Source organism: Sphingosinithalassobacter sp. LHW66-3, assembly GCF_050703275.1.
In the GTDB taxonomy this organism is placed as follows: domain Bacteria; phylum Pseudomonadota; class Alphaproteobacteria; order Sphingomonadales; family Sphingomonadaceae; genus Sphingomonas.
On sequence record NZ_CP193482.1, the window covers coordinates 267240 to 285267 of the forward strand.

An 18028-nucleotide genomic window follows, 5' to 3' on the forward strand; every position below is an offset into this window, starting at 1 on the left:
CTGATTTGCAGCGGCGCGGCAGATGCGATGGAGACCGAAAGGCTTCGCGCTCCTGCGATAGTGGCCATCCGGCTGATTGCGGGTTCCGCAGATTTGCATAAAGGCAGGATATTGCGTGCAGAGTCCCTAAAAAGGCATCGAACCAATACCTTAGTGGCAATTTGCGGGCCTTTTCCGGGCTTTTATAGAAAGCCAAATTGTGGAAGCACCTGTTATATCGATGGAAAGTCCCTAGAATTGGATGCCTCTTCTGTCATCGCACCAAGGGTGTGGGGAGTACTGTGGGGACCGCTCAAAAGCGGCTTTGGAAAAGTAAGCGCAGACAATGACATAGGCAAATCTCGGAGCAGACACCCTCTCCGCCACTTCCCTGCGCTTCCTGATCTTCAGATCCGTGCCGCATCGCTCGGTTGACGGCACAAGCGGGTTTGCTGCGAATCCGCCGGTCCGCTCATTCCGGCGGGATGTCTTGCGTCAGCCGTCGCACGGCGATGAGCGGCTGCCTGGCGTTCCCGGTCGTTCCGAAGACCTTGAGTTCGATGTCGACGCGCGCGTCGCCCGCTACCGTAGGCCGATTCGTCGCGCGCCAGTCATCGACGACTGCGGCAAAGGGCGCGATGAAATCGGGCTTCACGTCGGGGCTCACCACCGAAGGCGAGGGCGTGAGCAACGTGATCGGCAGCTGCACGCGCGGGATTCCGGCGTCGCCCGCGACGAGCCGATAGCTGTAGAGGCCCTGCATCGACACGTCGACGCTCGTCTGCCCCGTTCCGGCCGAGTACAGGCCGCGGAAGAAACTGGTCAGCAGGGCGTCGAGATCGCTACCGGCACCAGCCATGTCGTTCAGCGAGAAGCTGTCATAGGACAGCCGGGGGACGACCGGGCTGGCAAAGCGCACTTCGGGCGTCTGGAAAAGAAAGGCCTCGCGGGTTCGCACCGTCCCGAGATCATCCGCGGGGAACAACGCGAGATTGCGCTGCACGAATACCGAGGCCCAGCCGCTCTGCAGCGCGAGCACATCGAGACTCGCCATCGAGACCTGCCGCTCTGCGATCGCGAGCGCGGCCTCTCTGCCCAAATACTGGGCTTGATGGTCGATGGTGCGGCAGTAGCGGTAGGCGAGCGTCACGCCATCCGGCAGTTGATCCTGCGGCACGGGCTGCGCCTGCCAGATCGCGGGAGCGATCGAGACGACCATCGCCGGCAGCACGATGCTCCCGGACGAGATCGTTCCGGACGATGCGTCCCATTCAGCCGCGATCCCGTTGATCGTGACGTTGAAGATGTCGGTGCGGGCATTGCCCTCCGTGTCGGCATCGAGGCGTGCCAGGAATTGCACGGTGACCTGCGCGGGAGCGGCAGCAGCCGCTTTCGCCTCGGGAAGCAGGCTGGCGGCATAGGCAGTCGCGATCTCCGTCACCTGCGAGGCGAATGCCGCGCCTGCCGCGCGCGCGCCTTGCAGGGTCGCGGGATCGGCGCCGCTGCCGTCGATCCGGACGAGATAGGCGTTCAGATCGCGCTGAATCGCGTCATAATTGGCGATAAACGCGGCGAGAGCGGAGAACAGGTCCGGTCCGGTCGCATCCGTTCGCTGGTCGTTCGATGCGCTCGTCGGGCGATTGAACTCGATCGTGTAGGAGAGCGCATCCGACGCCGCCTGCTGATAGAGATAATCGAACGCATATTGCCACTTGGTCAAAGCCGCGGGGTCGGAGGCGCCAAGCGGTTGCGGCATCGCAGTCGCGCTCTGCGCCGAGACGGTCGGCGGCGTCGGCAGATTGCGATTGATCACCGGGATGTTGGCCGTCCCTTCGCTCAGCGGATAGGAGAAGGGGCCGCTCACGAAGGCCAGCCAGCGCGATTCCACATAGCCGTCGATGCCCGGCACCGTGCGCCGCTCGAATTCGAGATGGCTGATCTCGAGATCGAGGGTCAGCGGCACATAGGCGTCGATCCCGACATTCTTCGAGGCGAAGACGAAGGCGAGGCGGGGGTCCATTTCCGTCTCACCCACCGGCACGGGGCCGAGGGGAATGCGAGTCGGCGTGAGCGTGAAGTTGCTGTTCAGCGAGGCTCCCGAGACCGTGCCGCCCGGCTGTCCGTAGAGATTGGGCGGTCCCGCAGGTTCGCCGCCGGGCGCGCCGCTCACCTCGGTCAGATCGAACACCACAGCCGCGCCGGCGCGATAGGCAGCGCCGAGCTGGTTGAGCAGCTGCTGCCGGAACTTCTCCGAAGCGGCGGCTATCGAGGCCGTGTCGTCGGCGCTGGTCGACAGGATCGGCAGCATCGCGCCGCTGATCGAATCCGCCAGCGATTCCTTGGCCGCCAGCACCTCGCCGAGCATCCCTTTCTCGAGCGGATCCTCCACTCCGTCCATCGTGTCGAGGATGAAGGCATGCGGCGCGTAATTTGCGGAAAGAAACTGATCGATCGAATCGAGCGCCGTCTGAAACCACTGGTTGAGATCGGCACCGTCGAGCGTGAGGGTTTCGGATTCCCCGGTCGGATAGCGCACGATTTCGACTCGGCCGCTGCGCAATGCCTTGGCCACCGGCTTGGGCGCATAATAGCTGGGGGCGCTGCCGAGATTGAAATAAATCCCTTTGCCTGCGGCCTTGCCGAAACGGACCGCCCAGAGCTGCTGCGTTCCGGCGGCGGCGTCCGCGCCGTTGCGCGACAGCCCCTCGCCGAGCTTCAGATACCAGTCATCGTTCTGGAAGACGGCTTCGAACGTCTTGGCGAAGGCCGTATAGGCGACATTCGCGTCGCTGTCGGCATGAGGAAGAACCGGCGCCGAGACGGACAGCCCCTCGCGCAGTGCGGCGACTGCGGGCTCCACGAGCAGCGGGTTGCGTGCGAGGGTGAGGGTGACATCCATCTCGATGATGTTGCCCTGTGCGATGGCTTCCGCGCTGATCGGGAGCGACAGAGTCGCGATCGGCGCGACTGCAGCGGTTCCGCCGGCGACCGCCTGAAGATAGGTCAGGCAATCGCGGACATATCCCCGGATCACCTCGGCCTGCGTGTCGCTCAACACCCTGTCGGAAGCCGCGAGCAACGTGTTGGAGACCGAAATGGTGACGGCGTTGCCGCTTACTCCCGGCACGCCGACCGCGAGCCCGTCGCCATAGTCCTGATGCAGCTGATAGTAGATCCGCGTGTAGAGCCCGATATCCTGACCGGCTTTCGCGGAGCCGCCGTCTCCCGAATAGGCGGCGGCATTCAGCGCCAGGCTGATCTCGATCGCGGCGGCGTCGTCGGCGGTGTAGCGGTAGCTCGCCTTGGTGTTGCTCCAGCCGCCCAGCCCGATCAGCCGATCACGATACAGCACTGGAACCGCCGCGCCGTTCAGGGCACCCGCATACTCCTGGGACGGGGACGAAAAGGGAGTCACCGTCGTGTTGCCGAAGATGTCGCGCCATTCGAGCGCCACCTGTGCCACTGTTCCCACGCCGATGTAGGGGTTGTCCTTCTTCGGTGGCAAGCCGGTCGTCGCGTCCGGTGCCGGATTGACGCGTGCGAAGGTGCTGTCGAGGCCGATCGACTGGCGGTAGTCGAACCCTGCCTCGGCGACCGTCGCCAGTCGTTCGCCGCGGGCGCGCGCCGCGCGGGCATGGCTGTGGAACGCGGCCGCTTCGTCGTCGCCATGATCCTGCGGCCCGAAGGGTAAACCGAGCGAACTTGCCCTGTAAAACGCATTGCCCGCCAGCCCCGCTGCGAGCGACGTATATAGTTGATACATCGTGTCGCGCGCGAAATCGGGGTCAGAGGGTCTGTCCGGCGGAGGGCCGAAGTTCGCCCGCTGGAGCGCGACGCCGATGTTGCGCGGCGGCAGCTGGTCGCGCAGGTCGAACAGCGCCGGATCGATGTCGAGCTGGCTTCCGGCCGGGAAGATGCCCGTCACGTCGATCGCAGCGCGCGCGAGCAGATCGATGCTCGTGCCGTAATAGCTCGCCATGCTGTCGAAGCTGTTGCCCGGCGCCGCATCGGCCGCGACCCGGTAAACCACCGTCGGGATGTAGAACACGGCCGCCAGCGTCACCGTGACTCCCGGATTGTGGCTCGCGATGTCCTGGCCGGTGATCGGCGCGACCGCGCCCGCCGAGAAGCGCGCGGCGAGCTTGTCCAGGCTGGCCGCCGAATCGACCGCGCCGTTGCCGTCGCGCACGAGATCGGCGTTGACCAGCTGATGCGTGATGCCCTGGAGCGGAATCTCTGCGCCGGTAGCCAGTGCCGCGCCGTGGTTCGCTTCCGCGATCCGGCCCGGCGCGGGACCATAGATGAAAGACAGGCTCTGCAGGCTGTCTTCGACCGTCACGGGCGCGGTCTTGCCCGTGGACGAAAGCGACAGCGTCTGCACTGCGTCGCTCTGCGCGTCGATCGCGTCGGTGGTGAGGAACGCGTTGACGAAGTTGGGAAGCGCCTCGCCGAACGATCCCGGCCCGGAGGCCCCGAAGGCGATCAGCACCGACAGGCTGCCCGATCCCGAGGAATCGAAGATCGCAGCCGGAAGTCCTTCGCCGCTCTCGACATTCTCGTAATAGAGATAATAGCCGCCGCTGCGAACCGTGCTGAGCTCCCACAGGAGCTTGATGAATTGGCCCGGCGCGTTGGCGATACCGCGCGGCGGAGCATCCTCGGCAAGCGCAGCCTTGCCCAGCAGCGATGCCGGATTTGTCTCGGTCGAGAGATTGGTCTGAGTGATGAAGGCGAGGAAATCGCTTTCGGCCGGCGTCACCAGCATCGGTGCACCGGGGCCGGACTGATTGTACAGCAGGCAGATTGCCGAGGCGAGTGCCTCGCCGAGCGAATCCATCGCGGTCAATATCTGTTCGAGCCGGGCGGCATCCTCTGCGCTGGGGCCGACCAGCTCATAGATGAAGGGCAGGGAAGGCGCCGATGCCGGACCGGCGGGCTGGCTGCCCGCGCCGGTTCCCTGCGCTGCCAGCCGCTGCGCATCGGGCAGCCGCTTGATCGCGATCTCCACGCGCGTGCACCAGCTCCATTGAGCGAGGTCGCTGAACTCGGTGCTGCCGGTCGCGGGATTGGTGCGCCCGACCTGCGGACGGAAGTGCGGGAGCAGCGCATAGACCTCTTTGGCCGTCGAGACCGCGCCTCGGATCGCCTGCTCGCGGGCAGTGACCAGATTGGTCTGCGCAGGCGGCAGCGCCCAGAGCGTCGGTTGAACCTGGGCGCTCGCAGCCTCGTCGGCGAGCATCGCGCCGCTTCGGTTGGTGAGGCGCTGCAAGGTGCCGGCGGCGGCGCTGGACAGGCGCGCATAGCCGGCGGCGGTGAATGCCTTGGCCTGGCGTTCGGCGAGCGGCAGCGCGGCGAATTCGGGACTCGGCGCGAAGTTGCCCGGCGTCCGCGCCCAATCCACGACTGTCCGCAGCGCCACATAGGCTTGGCTGAGATTGACGGTCAGTGCGGAATCGTCTTGACCGTTGAACCGGACGAAATCGAGCGGCACCCCGTGGCTGCTGCCGGCCTTCTCCAGCGTGAGGGAATAGCTGTCCGCCTGCGCCGGAACCGGGAACTGCTGGCCGGTGAGCTGATAGACGCCATAGGCCGACTGGCCCGCAGGATAGAGAAACGCGTCCGATAGCGCGAGGCCATTCTCCGCTGGCAGCCGCAGCCCATAGACCAGGAAGCGCGACACCATGCCCGCGGTCTGTCCCACTTCTCCGGTGGCGGCGATCGCCGCCCACAAGGCTCCGACGGAGAGCGCCTCCAGATTGGCGACGGTGAGCAGGCCGCGCTCCGCCTCGGGCGCGAAAAGCCCTGCCACCGATTGGTTCGACAGCGCGATCTCGGTCGGACTGGTACGGAACAGCCCGGCGAGGCTCGACAGCGTATCGCTTGAGGCGCCGGTCTCTCCGGCGGTCATATAGGCGATGGGCGGGATCGAGAGGGACAAGGTAGGCGTGAGCAGCCCCTCGGTCGTGTACAGCACGTCCTGCGCCGCCAGCTGCTCGATCGTGATCGGCCCCAGCTGCCGGGCGAGGTCGTCGAAGCTGTCGCCCTGCCGCGTGATGACCAGCTGTTCGGTCCCGGTGCCGTCGACCAGCTTGAGTGCGACGCCGCCCTGCAACACATGACCCGTCCGGTTGGCGACGATCAGCTGCTCGGGCGTCGTCGTCCAGCGCGCGGGCGTCTGCGCGTCCGAATAGCGCGTCGCGACGGCGGCGAGCGTGTCGCCCGCCTGGAGCACATAGTCGAGCCCCGCGATCGCGAGACTGCGTTTGGCGCCGAGCGGATGTTCGACATTGGGTCGGGCGATATCGGCGACCGTCAACGCATTGCCCGGAACAGCATTCAGCTCGTCGAGGATCGACGCGATCGAGCTGTCCGCCCGCAGCGGATAGGCATAGCCCTTCAACGCATCGGCACCCGCCTGCAGCAGCTGACGCGCGATCAGCGTGAAGGCATCGACGAAGACGAGCGCCGCCATCGACTGCGCAGGATCGGCACGCAGCGCCGCCGACGCCGCTTCGCGATTCTGCGCGTCGATCTGCGCGGCGACCTGATCGAGCAGCGCGCGCACCGCCGCGGCATAGCCGGGCGTGGCGGTGGCATAGGTTTCAAAGGCGATCGCATCGGGCTTCGCGCTTTCGGCAGCTGGCACTCCCAGCGACAGCCCGTCGAACACGGGAAACAGCGCCGAGCCGGAGTCGAGCTTGTCCTTGAGTCCGCTCGACTGGGCGGTCGCGGGATTTTCGATTTCGAGAACGAAGCCGTCGGCGAGGAACTGAAGCAGCTGAGTGATCGACAGCACCGGATTGTCGGAGTCCGCAAGCCGAGTGACATAGGCCTCCAGCTCGGCAAGCGTCACCGATGTCTCCAGCGTCGCCGCCAGATCGGCGAGCGCAGCCTCGTCGCTGCCAAGCGCGTCGATGATCCACGGGAAGAAGGCCTTGCACAGCCGGTCGAACGAAGTCTCGATATCACTCGGTTCGGCGCCCGGATCCGGCGCGTCCATCGCGAGCAGAAAAACGAAGGCCCCTTCGCTAGCCGACGCCTCGCGCGCGCCTTCCGGAGCCAAGACGGTATATTGCGCGCCCGCCAGGACGTGCAGCGTGGGTCGCTCGTCCGCCGTCTCCGCAAGGGCGAGCCGGTGCATCGTCGCCGGGGCGAGGCGCTTGGGCCGCGGGTTCAGTGCGCGGGCGCGCACCATCGCGGCATCCGGGCCGTGGACGATCGGGCGCGGCGCTTCCAACGCCGCGCGCATCGCGGCGCCGTCGATCTCCCAAGGCGCGCGCTCGTCCGCGCCGATCACGAACGTCGCGGAGACGCGGGCGGAGAAGGACAGTTTGACCGAGATCGAGAACAGCCCGAGGTCGACCTTCACCTTGAGGCTGATCGTCACGCTGGCGGCGGCGACGATCGGGATCGCGCGATAGCTTTCGTAGCTGATCTGGAGCGACAGCACGATCTTGACGTTCACCGACGCCGAGATGATCGCGAAATCGACGCTGCCATAGAGCAGGCCGATGATGCCGACCGTGCCCGACACCTTGAAATAATAATCGCTTTGCAGCGCGCCGCTCGACGCGCGGACCAGATCGGTGCCGGTCGAGTCATAGGGATGCCAGGGCGCGATCACGCCTTCGATGATGCCGAACACCGTCAGCGCGAAACCGGCCTTCAGCGGGCCCTTCTCGAAGTTGTAGCCGAGCCCCAGCTGGAGGCCGACGCCGAACTCGATCACCGGATCGAAGGTGCCGAGCTCGGTCTTCGGAACACGAGTGGAGGTCGCGTTGGAGAGCTTGCCGAAATAGAATCCGCCGGCGCCAAGGACCGGGACGCCATAGACGATCACCGAGATCGAGAAGGAGCGGCGGAAATCGAGATCGTACGGGAAGCCGATGTCGATGAAGAAGTCGCCATTGGTGAAGACCTTGATGCCCAGCTGGGGCAGCGTGATCGATACTGCGCCGAAGTTCAGGTTGCGAATGATGTCCGGAAACGTGAATTCGATCTGATAGACGCCGATGTCGTCGGTGATCTTCTTGTAGAGAATGTCGACGACGAGATTGGCGAGCCCACCCATCTTCTCGCCCGCCAGCGCCAGCCGCAGCCCGTAGAGATCGGGATCGTTGAACAGGACCATCACGTCGATCGACCAGCTGTTGCCGACCTTCATCAGTCCGAGATGACCGGCGATCAGCCAGTTGTTCGACTGGTCGTAATAGGGCAGCCCCGCATTGCCGCCCTTGTCGGCGTTGGGATCGACGGGATTGGTCTTGCCGCTGGTGGTGGGAACATTCTCCAGCGCGCAGATCGCTTCCTTGGTGCTCTTGAAGCTGCTGTGTCCGGTGATGCCGATGCGCTGGCCGAGGACGAGCAGGAACAGCTTGAACCATTGCTCGCCGCGCCCGGGCACCGGCGGCAGGTTCTGCACGTCCTGACCCTTGGCGGGATCGAGCAAATTCTTGAACGCGGGGTCGTCGGCGACGAGCGGGCTCGATCCTTCGATCGCGAGCGTGACCTTGCCGTCGGTACCGCGGCGGAAGGTGAGGGCGGTGATGTTGATGAAGCCGAGATTGATCGGGCTGGAAAGCACATAGCTCGCCGACAGCCGCTGGCTGAAGCTCTCGCCGGACTTGAGCGACACGTTGAGCCGCAGCCCGTCGAGCGAGATCTGGTTGAGCAGATCCCAGGGCGAATTCAGCGTGAAATAGGGATTGCCCAGCGTGCGCACGAGCGACTGAATGAGCGTACCGATGCTCCAGCCCCGCAGGCTGAAGGTGAGCTGTTCGGTGCCGCTCTGCCATTCGGCGCGGAATCCCTCCCACTCGACGAACAGGATGTTGTTCGAAACGGCGGTGCCCGTGGCGGGCGCGGCGATCGTCTTGAATTCATAGCCCATGGTGAGGGCGAGATTGATTTCCGAATAGACCCAGGTGCCCTGCGCAAAGCCCGAGAATTGCTGCCCCGCGGGCTTGTTGCCGTCGTATCGCACGCCGAGCCTGGCCGGATTGATGCCGACGGTCTGATCGCCGAAATCGAAGGTCCAGCGGAATGCAGTGACGATGTCGTAGCTCGATTTGAGCGCGCCCGCCTCGGCGGGGATCACGGCGCCGATCTCGAAGGCCGTGATCGCGAGATCACCCGGAAGGAAATCTGGGAAGCCGTAGGAGCCGCCGGGATTGAAGAACTGGTTGACCAGTTCGGAAACCTCCAGCGGCTGCGCGAGCGCCGCGTCGAGTGTCCATCGCTTCGGAGAGACCATGCCGTCATAGGCGACGTTCACGCTCGCTTCGAGCGGCCCGACCTGAAGGAAGCCGCCGATGCCGGCGCTCCACTGCGTCTTCGACTGGGCCTGTGCATCGAGCGCATGGCCGCGCGGCCCTGAGGACTGGAGATAGGGGATCGTGCCGCTGCCGCCGGCCGTCTGCGTGGGTGTCCTCGCGGCGACGTTGATCGTGCCGTCGCGGATCGCGAGCACCGGCTCGCCGTCGATCTGCAACAGATTGAGCGCGAGGCTGAAGCCGGCACCGAAGGAGAAGGATTGCCCGCCATAGTCGACGACCAGCGCGACGTTCGACAGTTCGAAGTCGCCGATCGTCGCTTCGTCCAGCACGACCGCGCCGCCCGAGAGCGTATCGAGGAAGTCGCTGAGCTTCGCGGTGCCCGCAAAGGACGCATAGAATTGCTTTTGCGACGTGAACTTGACCGAGAAGATGCCGTCGCCCTGTCCGTTCGGCCCCTTGAAGACGCTGGGGGCGAGCGTGAAGCTGGTCGAGAAGTCATAGAGCTGCTGCCGCTTCGCCGTGTCGAACGGATAGGCCATCGACCAGTTCAGCGCGAAGGCCGTGATGGTGAAATCGAGCGCGCCGGTGGGATCGGGCAGGATGGTCCAGCTGGTGTTGTGCGAACTGCCGATCTCGACCGCGAGCGAAGTCACCGGGTCCGAGCCGCCCAGTTCGCCGGCGATCGAAAGTCCGTTCAGCCCGACGAAGGCGAGGAATTGCTGGAGCACATCGGGCGTGGCGGCAAGATAGCCGCCATTGCCGCCCATCAACTGGATCACTGCCGCAGGGGTGAGCGGCGACCCGTCCTCGGCTGCGGTCAGGCCGATCGAATAGCTGGTTTCGTCCCCCTGAACGAGCGCGACATCGAGAGTGTACGCGCCCGTCGCGCCGAAATCGAAGCGCGAGGAGATCGCGAGGGTGGGCGCCTGATCGCGCGCATCGGCTGACGGCAGTTCGCCCTCGCGCGCTTCCTCTCCGGCGTCCGGGGCCGGGATGGTGATTGCGATGCTGGGATCCTCGACGGTGAGATAGACGAGGTTGAAGGCGCCGTTCTGGATCTCTGCTTTCAGCCGACCCGTGGGGAGGCGCACCGTCTCGCCGTTGAAAGCCGCCATGTCGAGTGCGCCGGTAAGCACCAGGTCGCCCGCCGGCGCAGTGAGACCATCGAACAGCGCGAGGAAGGGACTCGCAATCCCAGGGAAGGGAACACGTGCGGAGAAATTCTGCACCGGCCCGCCCGTGACTTCCATGCCGGTCTTGCTGCCGAACGGATAGTCGCCGGTGGCGGTCGAAAAGACGAACGTCACACCCTCGAGCGCCGTGAACTGATCGAACGGGAAGCCGTTCATGAAGGCGAACGACTCCGTCCAGGTCCAGTCGGCGGGAGAGGCCGCTGCCTGCACCACCAGCGCATCCCCGTCCTGCGTGAACACCAGCGTCGCTTCGGCCGCGATCGGCGCGGCGGCACCGATGAAGGGGATGGTGGCTGCCTTCACCGTGAACGCCTGATCCGAAACCGGGCCCACGTCGGACTTGGCGACCGAAACGGTGAAGTCACCGGCGGATTTCAACGCGAAGGCCTGGCGGAGCCATTCGTCGTATCCGGCGGGAACCGAAACCGACGGGTCCGCCAGGCCGCTGGTCAGGAACGCCGCATCGAGCGGGAAGGGATCGGCCCCGGCGGCTGACTCCACGGCGGCGCGGAGATTGTCGATAGCGCTCATCTGGAGCCTCCCGCGCCTAGACCTCGGCGAAGATGCCGAAATGGTCACTCGTGTTGCGAATACGCTTGTAGTTGTTCCACCCGGTGAGGGCGCCGGCGGCCCCGATACCGGGATAGTTCGCGGCGTTGGGGGCGGGCGGCCATCCGCCGGGCGGGGCGCCGAACAGGCTCGGCATCGCGACATTGCCCTGCGGCGGGCCGTCGGCGGGTGCCAGCACGCCGTTGAACGGCGTCCCCGTCACGATGTTCATGATCGTGGTGCGATAGTCGTACGGCGCACCCTGGAACGGCCAGACGAGCACATTGTCGATCGAATAGAAGGGTGCGTCGACGAAGTTCGAGCCGACATAGCCGTAGCCGGGATAGTAGCTCGGCTGCGCGGCATTGGGATCGGACCAGAAGAACTCCGACTCGGCGGTCGTCCGCCGGCCGCGGATGTGCGTCGAGAAATAGCCGCGATATTGGTTCAGCGTGGTCGGCACGCCTGCGGCGGTCGGCCGAAGCAGCAGCCGATAGTTGTTCGGCGCGCCCGTGAGCGGATTATAGGCAGCAGACGCCGTGCCGTCGTCGGCAAGCAGATTGACGTTGAAATCGCCGCCGATGAGCCGGGTCTCGTTCGCGCCCAGTGCGCCGACGACGTCGGGCATGGCGGCAAGGCCGACGATATAGTTGGTGGCCGCCGGATCCTGCGGCGGCGAGTGCACCGCGAAGACGGTCAGATTGCGCTGCACGACTCCGGTCGCGATCACGGCCTCGGTGAAGGTCGCCATGTACGGCTGGCGAAGGCCGTGAAAATCTATCGCGGCACCGGTACCGTCGAGGAAGTCGACGCGCGCCGCCGCCAGATTTTCGTGCAGGCCCCCATTGTGGAGCGCTCCCGCAGGGATCTGGCGGGCGGCACCCGAACCGGTCGGAACGAGCATGCCGTTGATGTTCACGGTGCCGATCGGGAGCGGCAGGCCGGTATACGCGGCCGGCACCACGCCGGGGCCCGGCGGGACCGACATGCCGCCAACTCCTCCCGTCCAGACGTTCGGCCCGGTGAAATAGCGGCGGACCGTGCCGGCATCGTTGGTGCGCCGGTAGAGAATGCCGACCGTTTCCGCGCGACCGCCGGTGCCGACATAGAGCGGAGGAACCGCGTTCCAGCCGCCCGGTACCAGAAAGTGCTGATTGAAATAATATTGCATCATCGCGACAGACTCGAGCCCTCCGGTGGGAGTGGCGAGCGCCCCGGCGATGTTCTCGCCCGAACTGACTTCGATAATCACGATGATGTCCGGCACCGTTGCGGCGAGCACATGGCTGATGACGAGCTTGCGCTGGGCTGCCGCCACCTGGTCGGTCAGCCCGCCATGCCCCGGCGTGACCTGGGTCGACGCGGAGAAGATCTTGTTGATCGAGAATTGCTCGATGTTCCAGAACAACACCCGTGTCATCGCGCGCGCTCCCGCGGTCCGGCGGCAAGCTCGGCAAAGGCGAGCGACTGGCCGCACCCCGGATTGTCATCGGCGACATAGGCCGCATACCAGCCGAGGCTGCCGCTGCTGTTCGGATCCCCGAACAGGAAAAACTGGATGTTCGCCGAGGGCGGCAGCTTGACGATCCCGAAGATCTTGAGCCCGATGTCGTCGATCCGAAGGCAGTAGAAGAACTCCTCTTCCGTCGAAGGCGGTCGGCCCGGAGCGGTCGGCACCGGCTGGCGGAGGATCGAAATCGCCCCGACCGCGACCTTGAACACGCCCTGGATGCTGAACATGCTGGCGCCCGGTGCCGCGCCGGGCAGGCTCATTCCGACGAATACCGCGTGCTGCCCGTTCGACCCGGTGGTCGAGGGCGACCAGGCGAGCAGCAGCTGCGACTGAAAGCCCATTCCTGACGCCAGGGCTCCGGGCCCGCCCAGCGTGATGTCATAGACCACGCCGAACCAGGGTGCCGCCAGTTCGGTGAGATCGAGCTGCGAGGTTACCGGGAGAAAGCCGAGATCGGAGGGCTTCTGGTCGCCCGAGGCGTTGACAAAGCTCTTGAGCTGCAGGGCGAAGCCACGGAACAGGCTCTCGTCGCGGATCGTGGAAGCATTCAGATCCCATGCGAGCTTGCCGGTATCGACGACAAATCGCTTGGCGCCAGGCGTGGCCGATGGATAGCTCATGCCGATCGTGAGGCCCGAAAAGGCGAGTCCCTGTCCGAGCTGGATCTCGGGCGTGTTCGCCGGACTGCCGAAGGAGAGAAGATCGAGGAGCTCGCCCGCCCGGGTGTCGAGCGCAGTGAAATCGAACGCGCCCCAGACGAGGAAGCTGCTTGCGACGGTGGCGCCGCCGTCGCGCACGCCGAGCGTGTTGAACTGCACCCGCTCGAACGCCACTGCGGGCAGGACGTTCGACGGGCTGATCAGGACGTTGGTGTCGTTCTGTTCGAAGACATAGGATGCGCGCCCGTCCTGCTCGACATAGCTGCCGTTCAGGACGATGCCGGGGAAGGGCTGCGCGCGTCCTCCATTGTACAGCCGAGTGACGGGCGCGCCGAACAGGGCAGCCACCGAGAGCTGCACATGGCTTTCGAAGCGCGTGAGCTGCGCATGTTCGAACAGCGACTGGAGCTGGAGCACCGTGAATCCGAAGTCGCCAGTGGTCGCCACTGCGATCGGCACGTCGGGTGCCACGCCGTTCGCACGATTCGAGGCGTAGAGCGGATCCTGATAGTCGATCAGCCCGAACAGGCTGGAATTGCCTTCTGCGAGCGCGATCGCACCGCTTTGTTTGTCCACGGCGACCCGGCTGACCGTGAAGCCGAAATGATGGGCATTGAATCGCGTGAAATCGATGCCGGCGGCCAGTCCGGCAACTTCCGGCGGCAGGTCCTCGGCGGCGAGATCGGCGGCGAGGACGATCACGCCGGTCCAGTCCGGATCGGTCACGATCCGGGCGAAATCCTCGTAGAAGGGCGCCGAGGGCCCTTTCGAGAGCGCGATGCCGGTGTCGATATAGTCCTGAAGCCACTGGGACAGGCCGGTGTAGGAAAGCGCCCGCGTCTCGTCCGGCGTGCCGGCGAGCAGCGAGAATTCTTCGGCTGCGGTCCAGCGGTTGGGATTTGCCACGCGGTCGCGCAGCGACCCGGAGCAGAATTTCATGATCAGCACGTTGCGATAGGCAGTCGCCGAAGCCCCCGCACCGATCCTCGCGGCCATTTCCCAGTTCGCGATGGTGACTCGGTTGTGAAATACTGCGCCGGTGGCGGGGTTCTCGAAGGGCGCCGGATTGACTGCGACCAGGAAGAGCTGGTTCGTCTGCAGCGAGTCCTGCATCGCGCGAGTGGGGCTGGCGAGCGCGAAGGCCTCGTTCGTGCCGTCGCGGTTGATCGACTGCGCCATGGTCACGTCGAGATAGGCGTCGCTCGCGGCGTCGCGCCGGACGACGAAGCCTTGCGGAGTGGTGCCGGGGATCACTTCGCCCGTGCCGCCATCGGCCGCGCGGGAAGCGTTCGCGCGCGCCGCCCAGATCTCCGCTCCATAGCCCGAGATCAGCGTCTTGCGCGACGCGGCCAGAATCTGGCTCTCGAACTGGACGAGCGTGTCGGAATCGACGCCGGCCGAAGATGCTGCCCCATAGGGCACAAGCGGGAAGCTCTTGTCCGTGCCTTGGGGCAGCGCCATTCCGGGCGGTGACGATCCGAGCACCGCGACGTCGGCGTTCGCGGGGGCAGGGTCCTGTGCGAGCGCGGCATAGAGCGGACTGCCTTCCGGTTCGGCCGAGTAGGTGACGCTGCCACTCCCCGAGACCAGTGTGACCCAGCTGGTCTGGTGCTCCGAAGTGAGCCGGGGAGCGATTGCGCCGCTGGCGGGCTGGTTCAGATCGGCGGCGGCGAAGGGGAAGATCGGCGCGAAAGCGGGCCGTGCGGGAATGGCCTGGAGAAGATCGTTCTGCTCGGCCGGGTGGCCGGGATCATAGACACGAAAGCTCAGCGTTTCCGAGCCGAACATCCCGCCCATCAGCCGTTCGGTCCGGCCGGGGGCGCTGCCCGCCACGCCCATTGCATAGCGGCCGGCGAGCGCGAGATAGGCAGGAGCCGAGGAAGCCGCTTCGTTCGACGCGGCCTCGGTGGCCCAGGCGAAACCGCCCGCGGCGAGCGCGGGCGCAACATCGGCCGGCTCTGCTCCGAGGGGCGTCAGCAACACCGGCTGTCCGCCCGCGGTGCGGAACGCGCTGGGCAATGCGCCCGCTTCCTTGAATGCCATGCCCGAGCGGAGATAGCCCTGCTCGAGAAGCGCCCCGGAAATCACTTGGTTGGCGGGGTCCGAAGGGTCGAAGCAGCCCGCGATCGAGAGCGTCCTGGGAAGCTCCGTGGCCGAGAGAGCGGAGTAGCCGATGGTCTCGAGCTGCTGTGTATCCTGGTCGCGCAGCACATAGCGAAAACCGAGCCCCAGGTCCGCATTGTCGAACGCGGCCTTCGGATCGAGCGCGCCATCGAACGTGACGCAACCGCTATTCGCGCCGGTAAAGGGCACGAAAGCCTCGATCCGGTTGCTCGTGGGCGCCAGCCGCACGCCGAGAGGATCGCCGTCGTTCGTCTGGAATGCGATGAACGGCGGCGAATTGATCGCCGATGCCGAGAATTTCAGCGCGTCGCCGGCGATTGCCAGCCGCGTCTGGTTCAGGATGTGGAAGGCCGCGTTCGAACCGAACGGCAGATTGAGATCCGCCGTCGCCTGATAGACGCTTCCGAAATAGAGGAAGGGCAGTCCGTAGCGACTGAAGTCTCCGAACACGACCGGATCGGCGGAGGCGAGCCAGACCACTGCACGGTTTCGGGTCGCGGCTGCGATATAGCGCAGTGCCTTAGTGGCGAACCCCGCCGGATCCTCGTCGATCCCGGCGGGGCGCTCGGTGCAGAACAGATAATGCCCGTTCTGGTCGGCAAGCGAATCTTCGAAGGCGATCGCGTCGGGAAGGCCGGGCTCGGGCGAAAGAAGGTAGCCGGCCCAGCCGACGGAGCCCGCCACCTTCGTCTCGTATACCGAACTCGTCCCGATCTGTTCGAAACGCGGTGCGGCGGGCGCGTCCACGATCCTATCCGATCGGGAAAATGCCGAGCAACGTCCCGGAAAGCCTGTACAGGCCGCCGTTGTCGGCAATCTCTCCCTGGGTGATCGTCACGGTATATTGAGTGGAGCCGAGCGCGGCGTATTGGACCGTGATCCCCTTCATCCAGACGGTCGTTCCGATCGCGATGTCGTTCCCGAGCGTCACCGAGGGTTGTGCCTGGGAGGCGACCGGCGTCCAGACTGGAATGCGTCCCTGATATTGGAACGAGAGGAAGGTCGTGTTGTTCGTGTCTCCGCTCGGCGTGGTGACGACGTTGCTGTTCGGGCTGGTCGGCGTATTGACCGACGAGATCGCCTTGAAGGTCGCCACCTCCAGTCCCGAAGTGTCGATCGCCGGAGCCTCGAAGCTCGCTTGCTTCTCGCTGCTCGATCCGATCGGGAAGATGCCGAGCGTGAGGCCGCTCAGCGTATAGAGGCCGCGGTCGTCGACGATCTCGCCCGAGGTGATCGTCACCGTATATTGGGAGGCGCCGAGCGCGCTGTACTGGACCGTGATCCCCTTCTTCCACGTCGTCGATCCGATCGTGATGTCTTCGCCCAGGGTGACCGTCTGCTGCGCTTGGGAGACGGCAGGGGTCCAAACCGGAATCCTTCCCTGATACTCGAACGTAAGTTGCGTGGTGTTGTTGGTGTCTCCGGACGGAGTTGCCACGACATCGGTGTTCGGGCTCGTCGGGGTGGTTGTTTTCGACGGAACGGCGAAAATGAACTTTTCTTTACCCAAGGCGCATCTCCAATGATTTCAGCAGAAACACGAAGCTCCACTGGATGAAACACAACCGATCTGTGAAAACATTGATCGTTGATTTGGAGAGTTTGCGTCAATCGACATTTGATTGAATGTGGACCTTTATAAATGGGTCCATTCAGGTTCAATATCTACACCATTACAGCGCTATGCTTGCGCCGGCGCCGCGGAGCCAGGGCGTCTCAAATACTCGACCGCCCGTTTCGCGACGGGATTCCTCGAGAAGACGCCCAGACTTGCTCCTTCGAAGACATGAGGCGTGCCGCTGTCGATGATCGTGCCGTAGAGGAGCACCGTATAGGTGCCGGTCGGGCCGCCGAGCGGATTGAAGGTGATCGTCAGCCCTTCGGAAAGCGTGATACCGAGCGCAGTGATCGCCTCGTCGAGGATCACATGCTGGTTGGCGATCGAGAGCAGAGCCTTCCAAAGCGGCAGAGTGCCGGCGCTGAGCGTGATCCAGGTCGAATCGTTGAGATCGAAAGTGGCGCGGGTCTGGGCGCTGCAGTTCACCGTCAACTGCGTGTCGACGATCTGTCCCGATGTCAGGAAGGTTGCGACAGGCAAGATGGTTTCGCCCTCCTCGCCGACGCTGGTGCGTCCCCGCATGTCTTCCTTGAGCGTGTCGCGATGCGATTTCAACCGTCGCAGGGCAGGGGCGGAGTCCGCGCCCCCAATCGGCCGTCCCGCCGTTCCTCCGTTGCGGATGCATGCCCCGGCTGCCCGCCCCGACGCATCATTTGTGGCGTTGGTGCATTGTCGCCATGCCGGGGGCCGGAGCATTCCGTCCGTCCTCCGCATGCTGACCAGTAGAGGAGATGAAGATGGAGCGCGATCTCGAGCAGCGAATCCGCGAGCGGGCGTATGAGATATGGCAGGAGGAAGGTCGGCCCGAAGGTCGTGAAGAGGAGCATTGGCAGAAGGCGGCTTCCGAGTTCGGCGAGGCGCGTGAGACCCCCAGCAAGCCCTCCGCCAAAGCTGCGGGCTCTGCAAAGCGCACAACCACGAAGAAGCCGGTCGCGTCCAAAGCCAAGGCGACACCTGCCGAAGAACCCAAGGCGAAGCCCGCGGCGCGCAGTCCGCGGGGCGCCACCTCCGGCAAGGGCAAGGGCAAGACCAAAACGGATTGATCCGGCTCGGCAATTCGCCGCCTTGGCGAGAGGGAACGATTGCCCCGCTGTGCGGTTGGTCTGGAAGCGTTCACC

General features: G+C 65.1%; 6 protein-coding genes. 1 reads left to right on the plus strand and 5 read right to left on the minus strand.

The window, feature by feature from the left end:
* Positions 1-451: 451 nt before the first annotated feature.
* The 5 genes from ACQ450_RS01320 to ACQ450_RS01340 all read right to left on the minus strand — a co-directional run bounded on the left by ACQ450_RS01320 (position 452) and on the right by ACQ450_RS01340 (position 17465).
* On the minus strand, positions 452-10978 hold the full coding sequence (locus ACQ450_RS01320; RefSeq protein ID WP_431470195.1) for a hypothetical protein: 10527 nt from the start codon (positions 10976-10978) through the stop codon (positions 452-454).
* A gap of 16 nt (positions 10979-10994) precedes the next feature.
* Positions 10995-12416: a hypothetical protein gene (locus tag ACQ450_RS01325; RefSeq protein ID WP_431470196.1), complete on the minus strand. Its 1422-nt coding sequence runs from the start codon at positions 12414-12416 to the stop codon at positions 10995-10997.
* The gene (locus ACQ450_RS01330) at positions 12413-16039 is read right to left on the minus strand and encodes a hypothetical protein (RefSeq protein WP_431470197.1); all 3627 of its coding nucleotides are present in this window, start codon (positions 16037-16039) and stop codon (positions 12413-12415) included. Before ACQ450_RS01330 ends, ACQ450_RS01325 begins: the two co-directional genes overlap by 4 nt.
* Positions 16040-16043: 4 nt before the next feature.
* Positions 16044-16730: a hypothetical protein gene (locus ACQ450_RS01335; RefSeq protein WP_431470198.1), complete on the minus strand. Its 687-nt coding sequence runs from the start codon at positions 16728-16730 to the stop codon at positions 16044-16046.
* Positions 16731-16973: 243 nt separating this feature from the next.
* On the minus strand, positions 16974-17465 hold the full coding sequence (locus ACQ450_RS01340; RefSeq protein ID WP_431470199.1) for a hypothetical protein: 492 nt from the start codon (positions 17463-17465) through the stop codon (positions 16974-16976).
* Between the two features lie 182 nt (positions 17466-17647).
* On the opposite strand from ACQ450_RS01340, the gene ACQ450_RS01345 reads away from it, so the two are divergent.
* A complete protein-coding gene (locus ACQ450_RS01345) occupies positions 17648-17953 on the plus strand; it encodes a DUF2934 domain-containing protein (protein WP_431470200.1) in 306 nt (101 codons plus the stop codon).
* Positions 17954-18028: the final 75 nt, after the last annotated feature.

Excerpts from the sequence above, each read along its gene's own strand:
- ACQ450_RS01320 (WP_431470195.1), bottom strand. The coding sequence starts at position 10,978 with ATGAGCGCTATCGACAATCTCCGCGCCGCCGTGGAGTCAGCCGCCGGG.
- ACQ450_RS01325 (WP_431470196.1), bottom strand. The coding sequence starts at position 12,416 with ATGACACGGGTGTTGTTCTGGAACATCGAGCAATTCTCGATCAACAAG.
- ACQ450_RS01345 (WP_431470200.1), top strand. The coding sequence starts at position 17,648 with ATGGAGCGCGATCTCGAGCAGCGAATCCGCGAGCGGGCGTATGAGATA.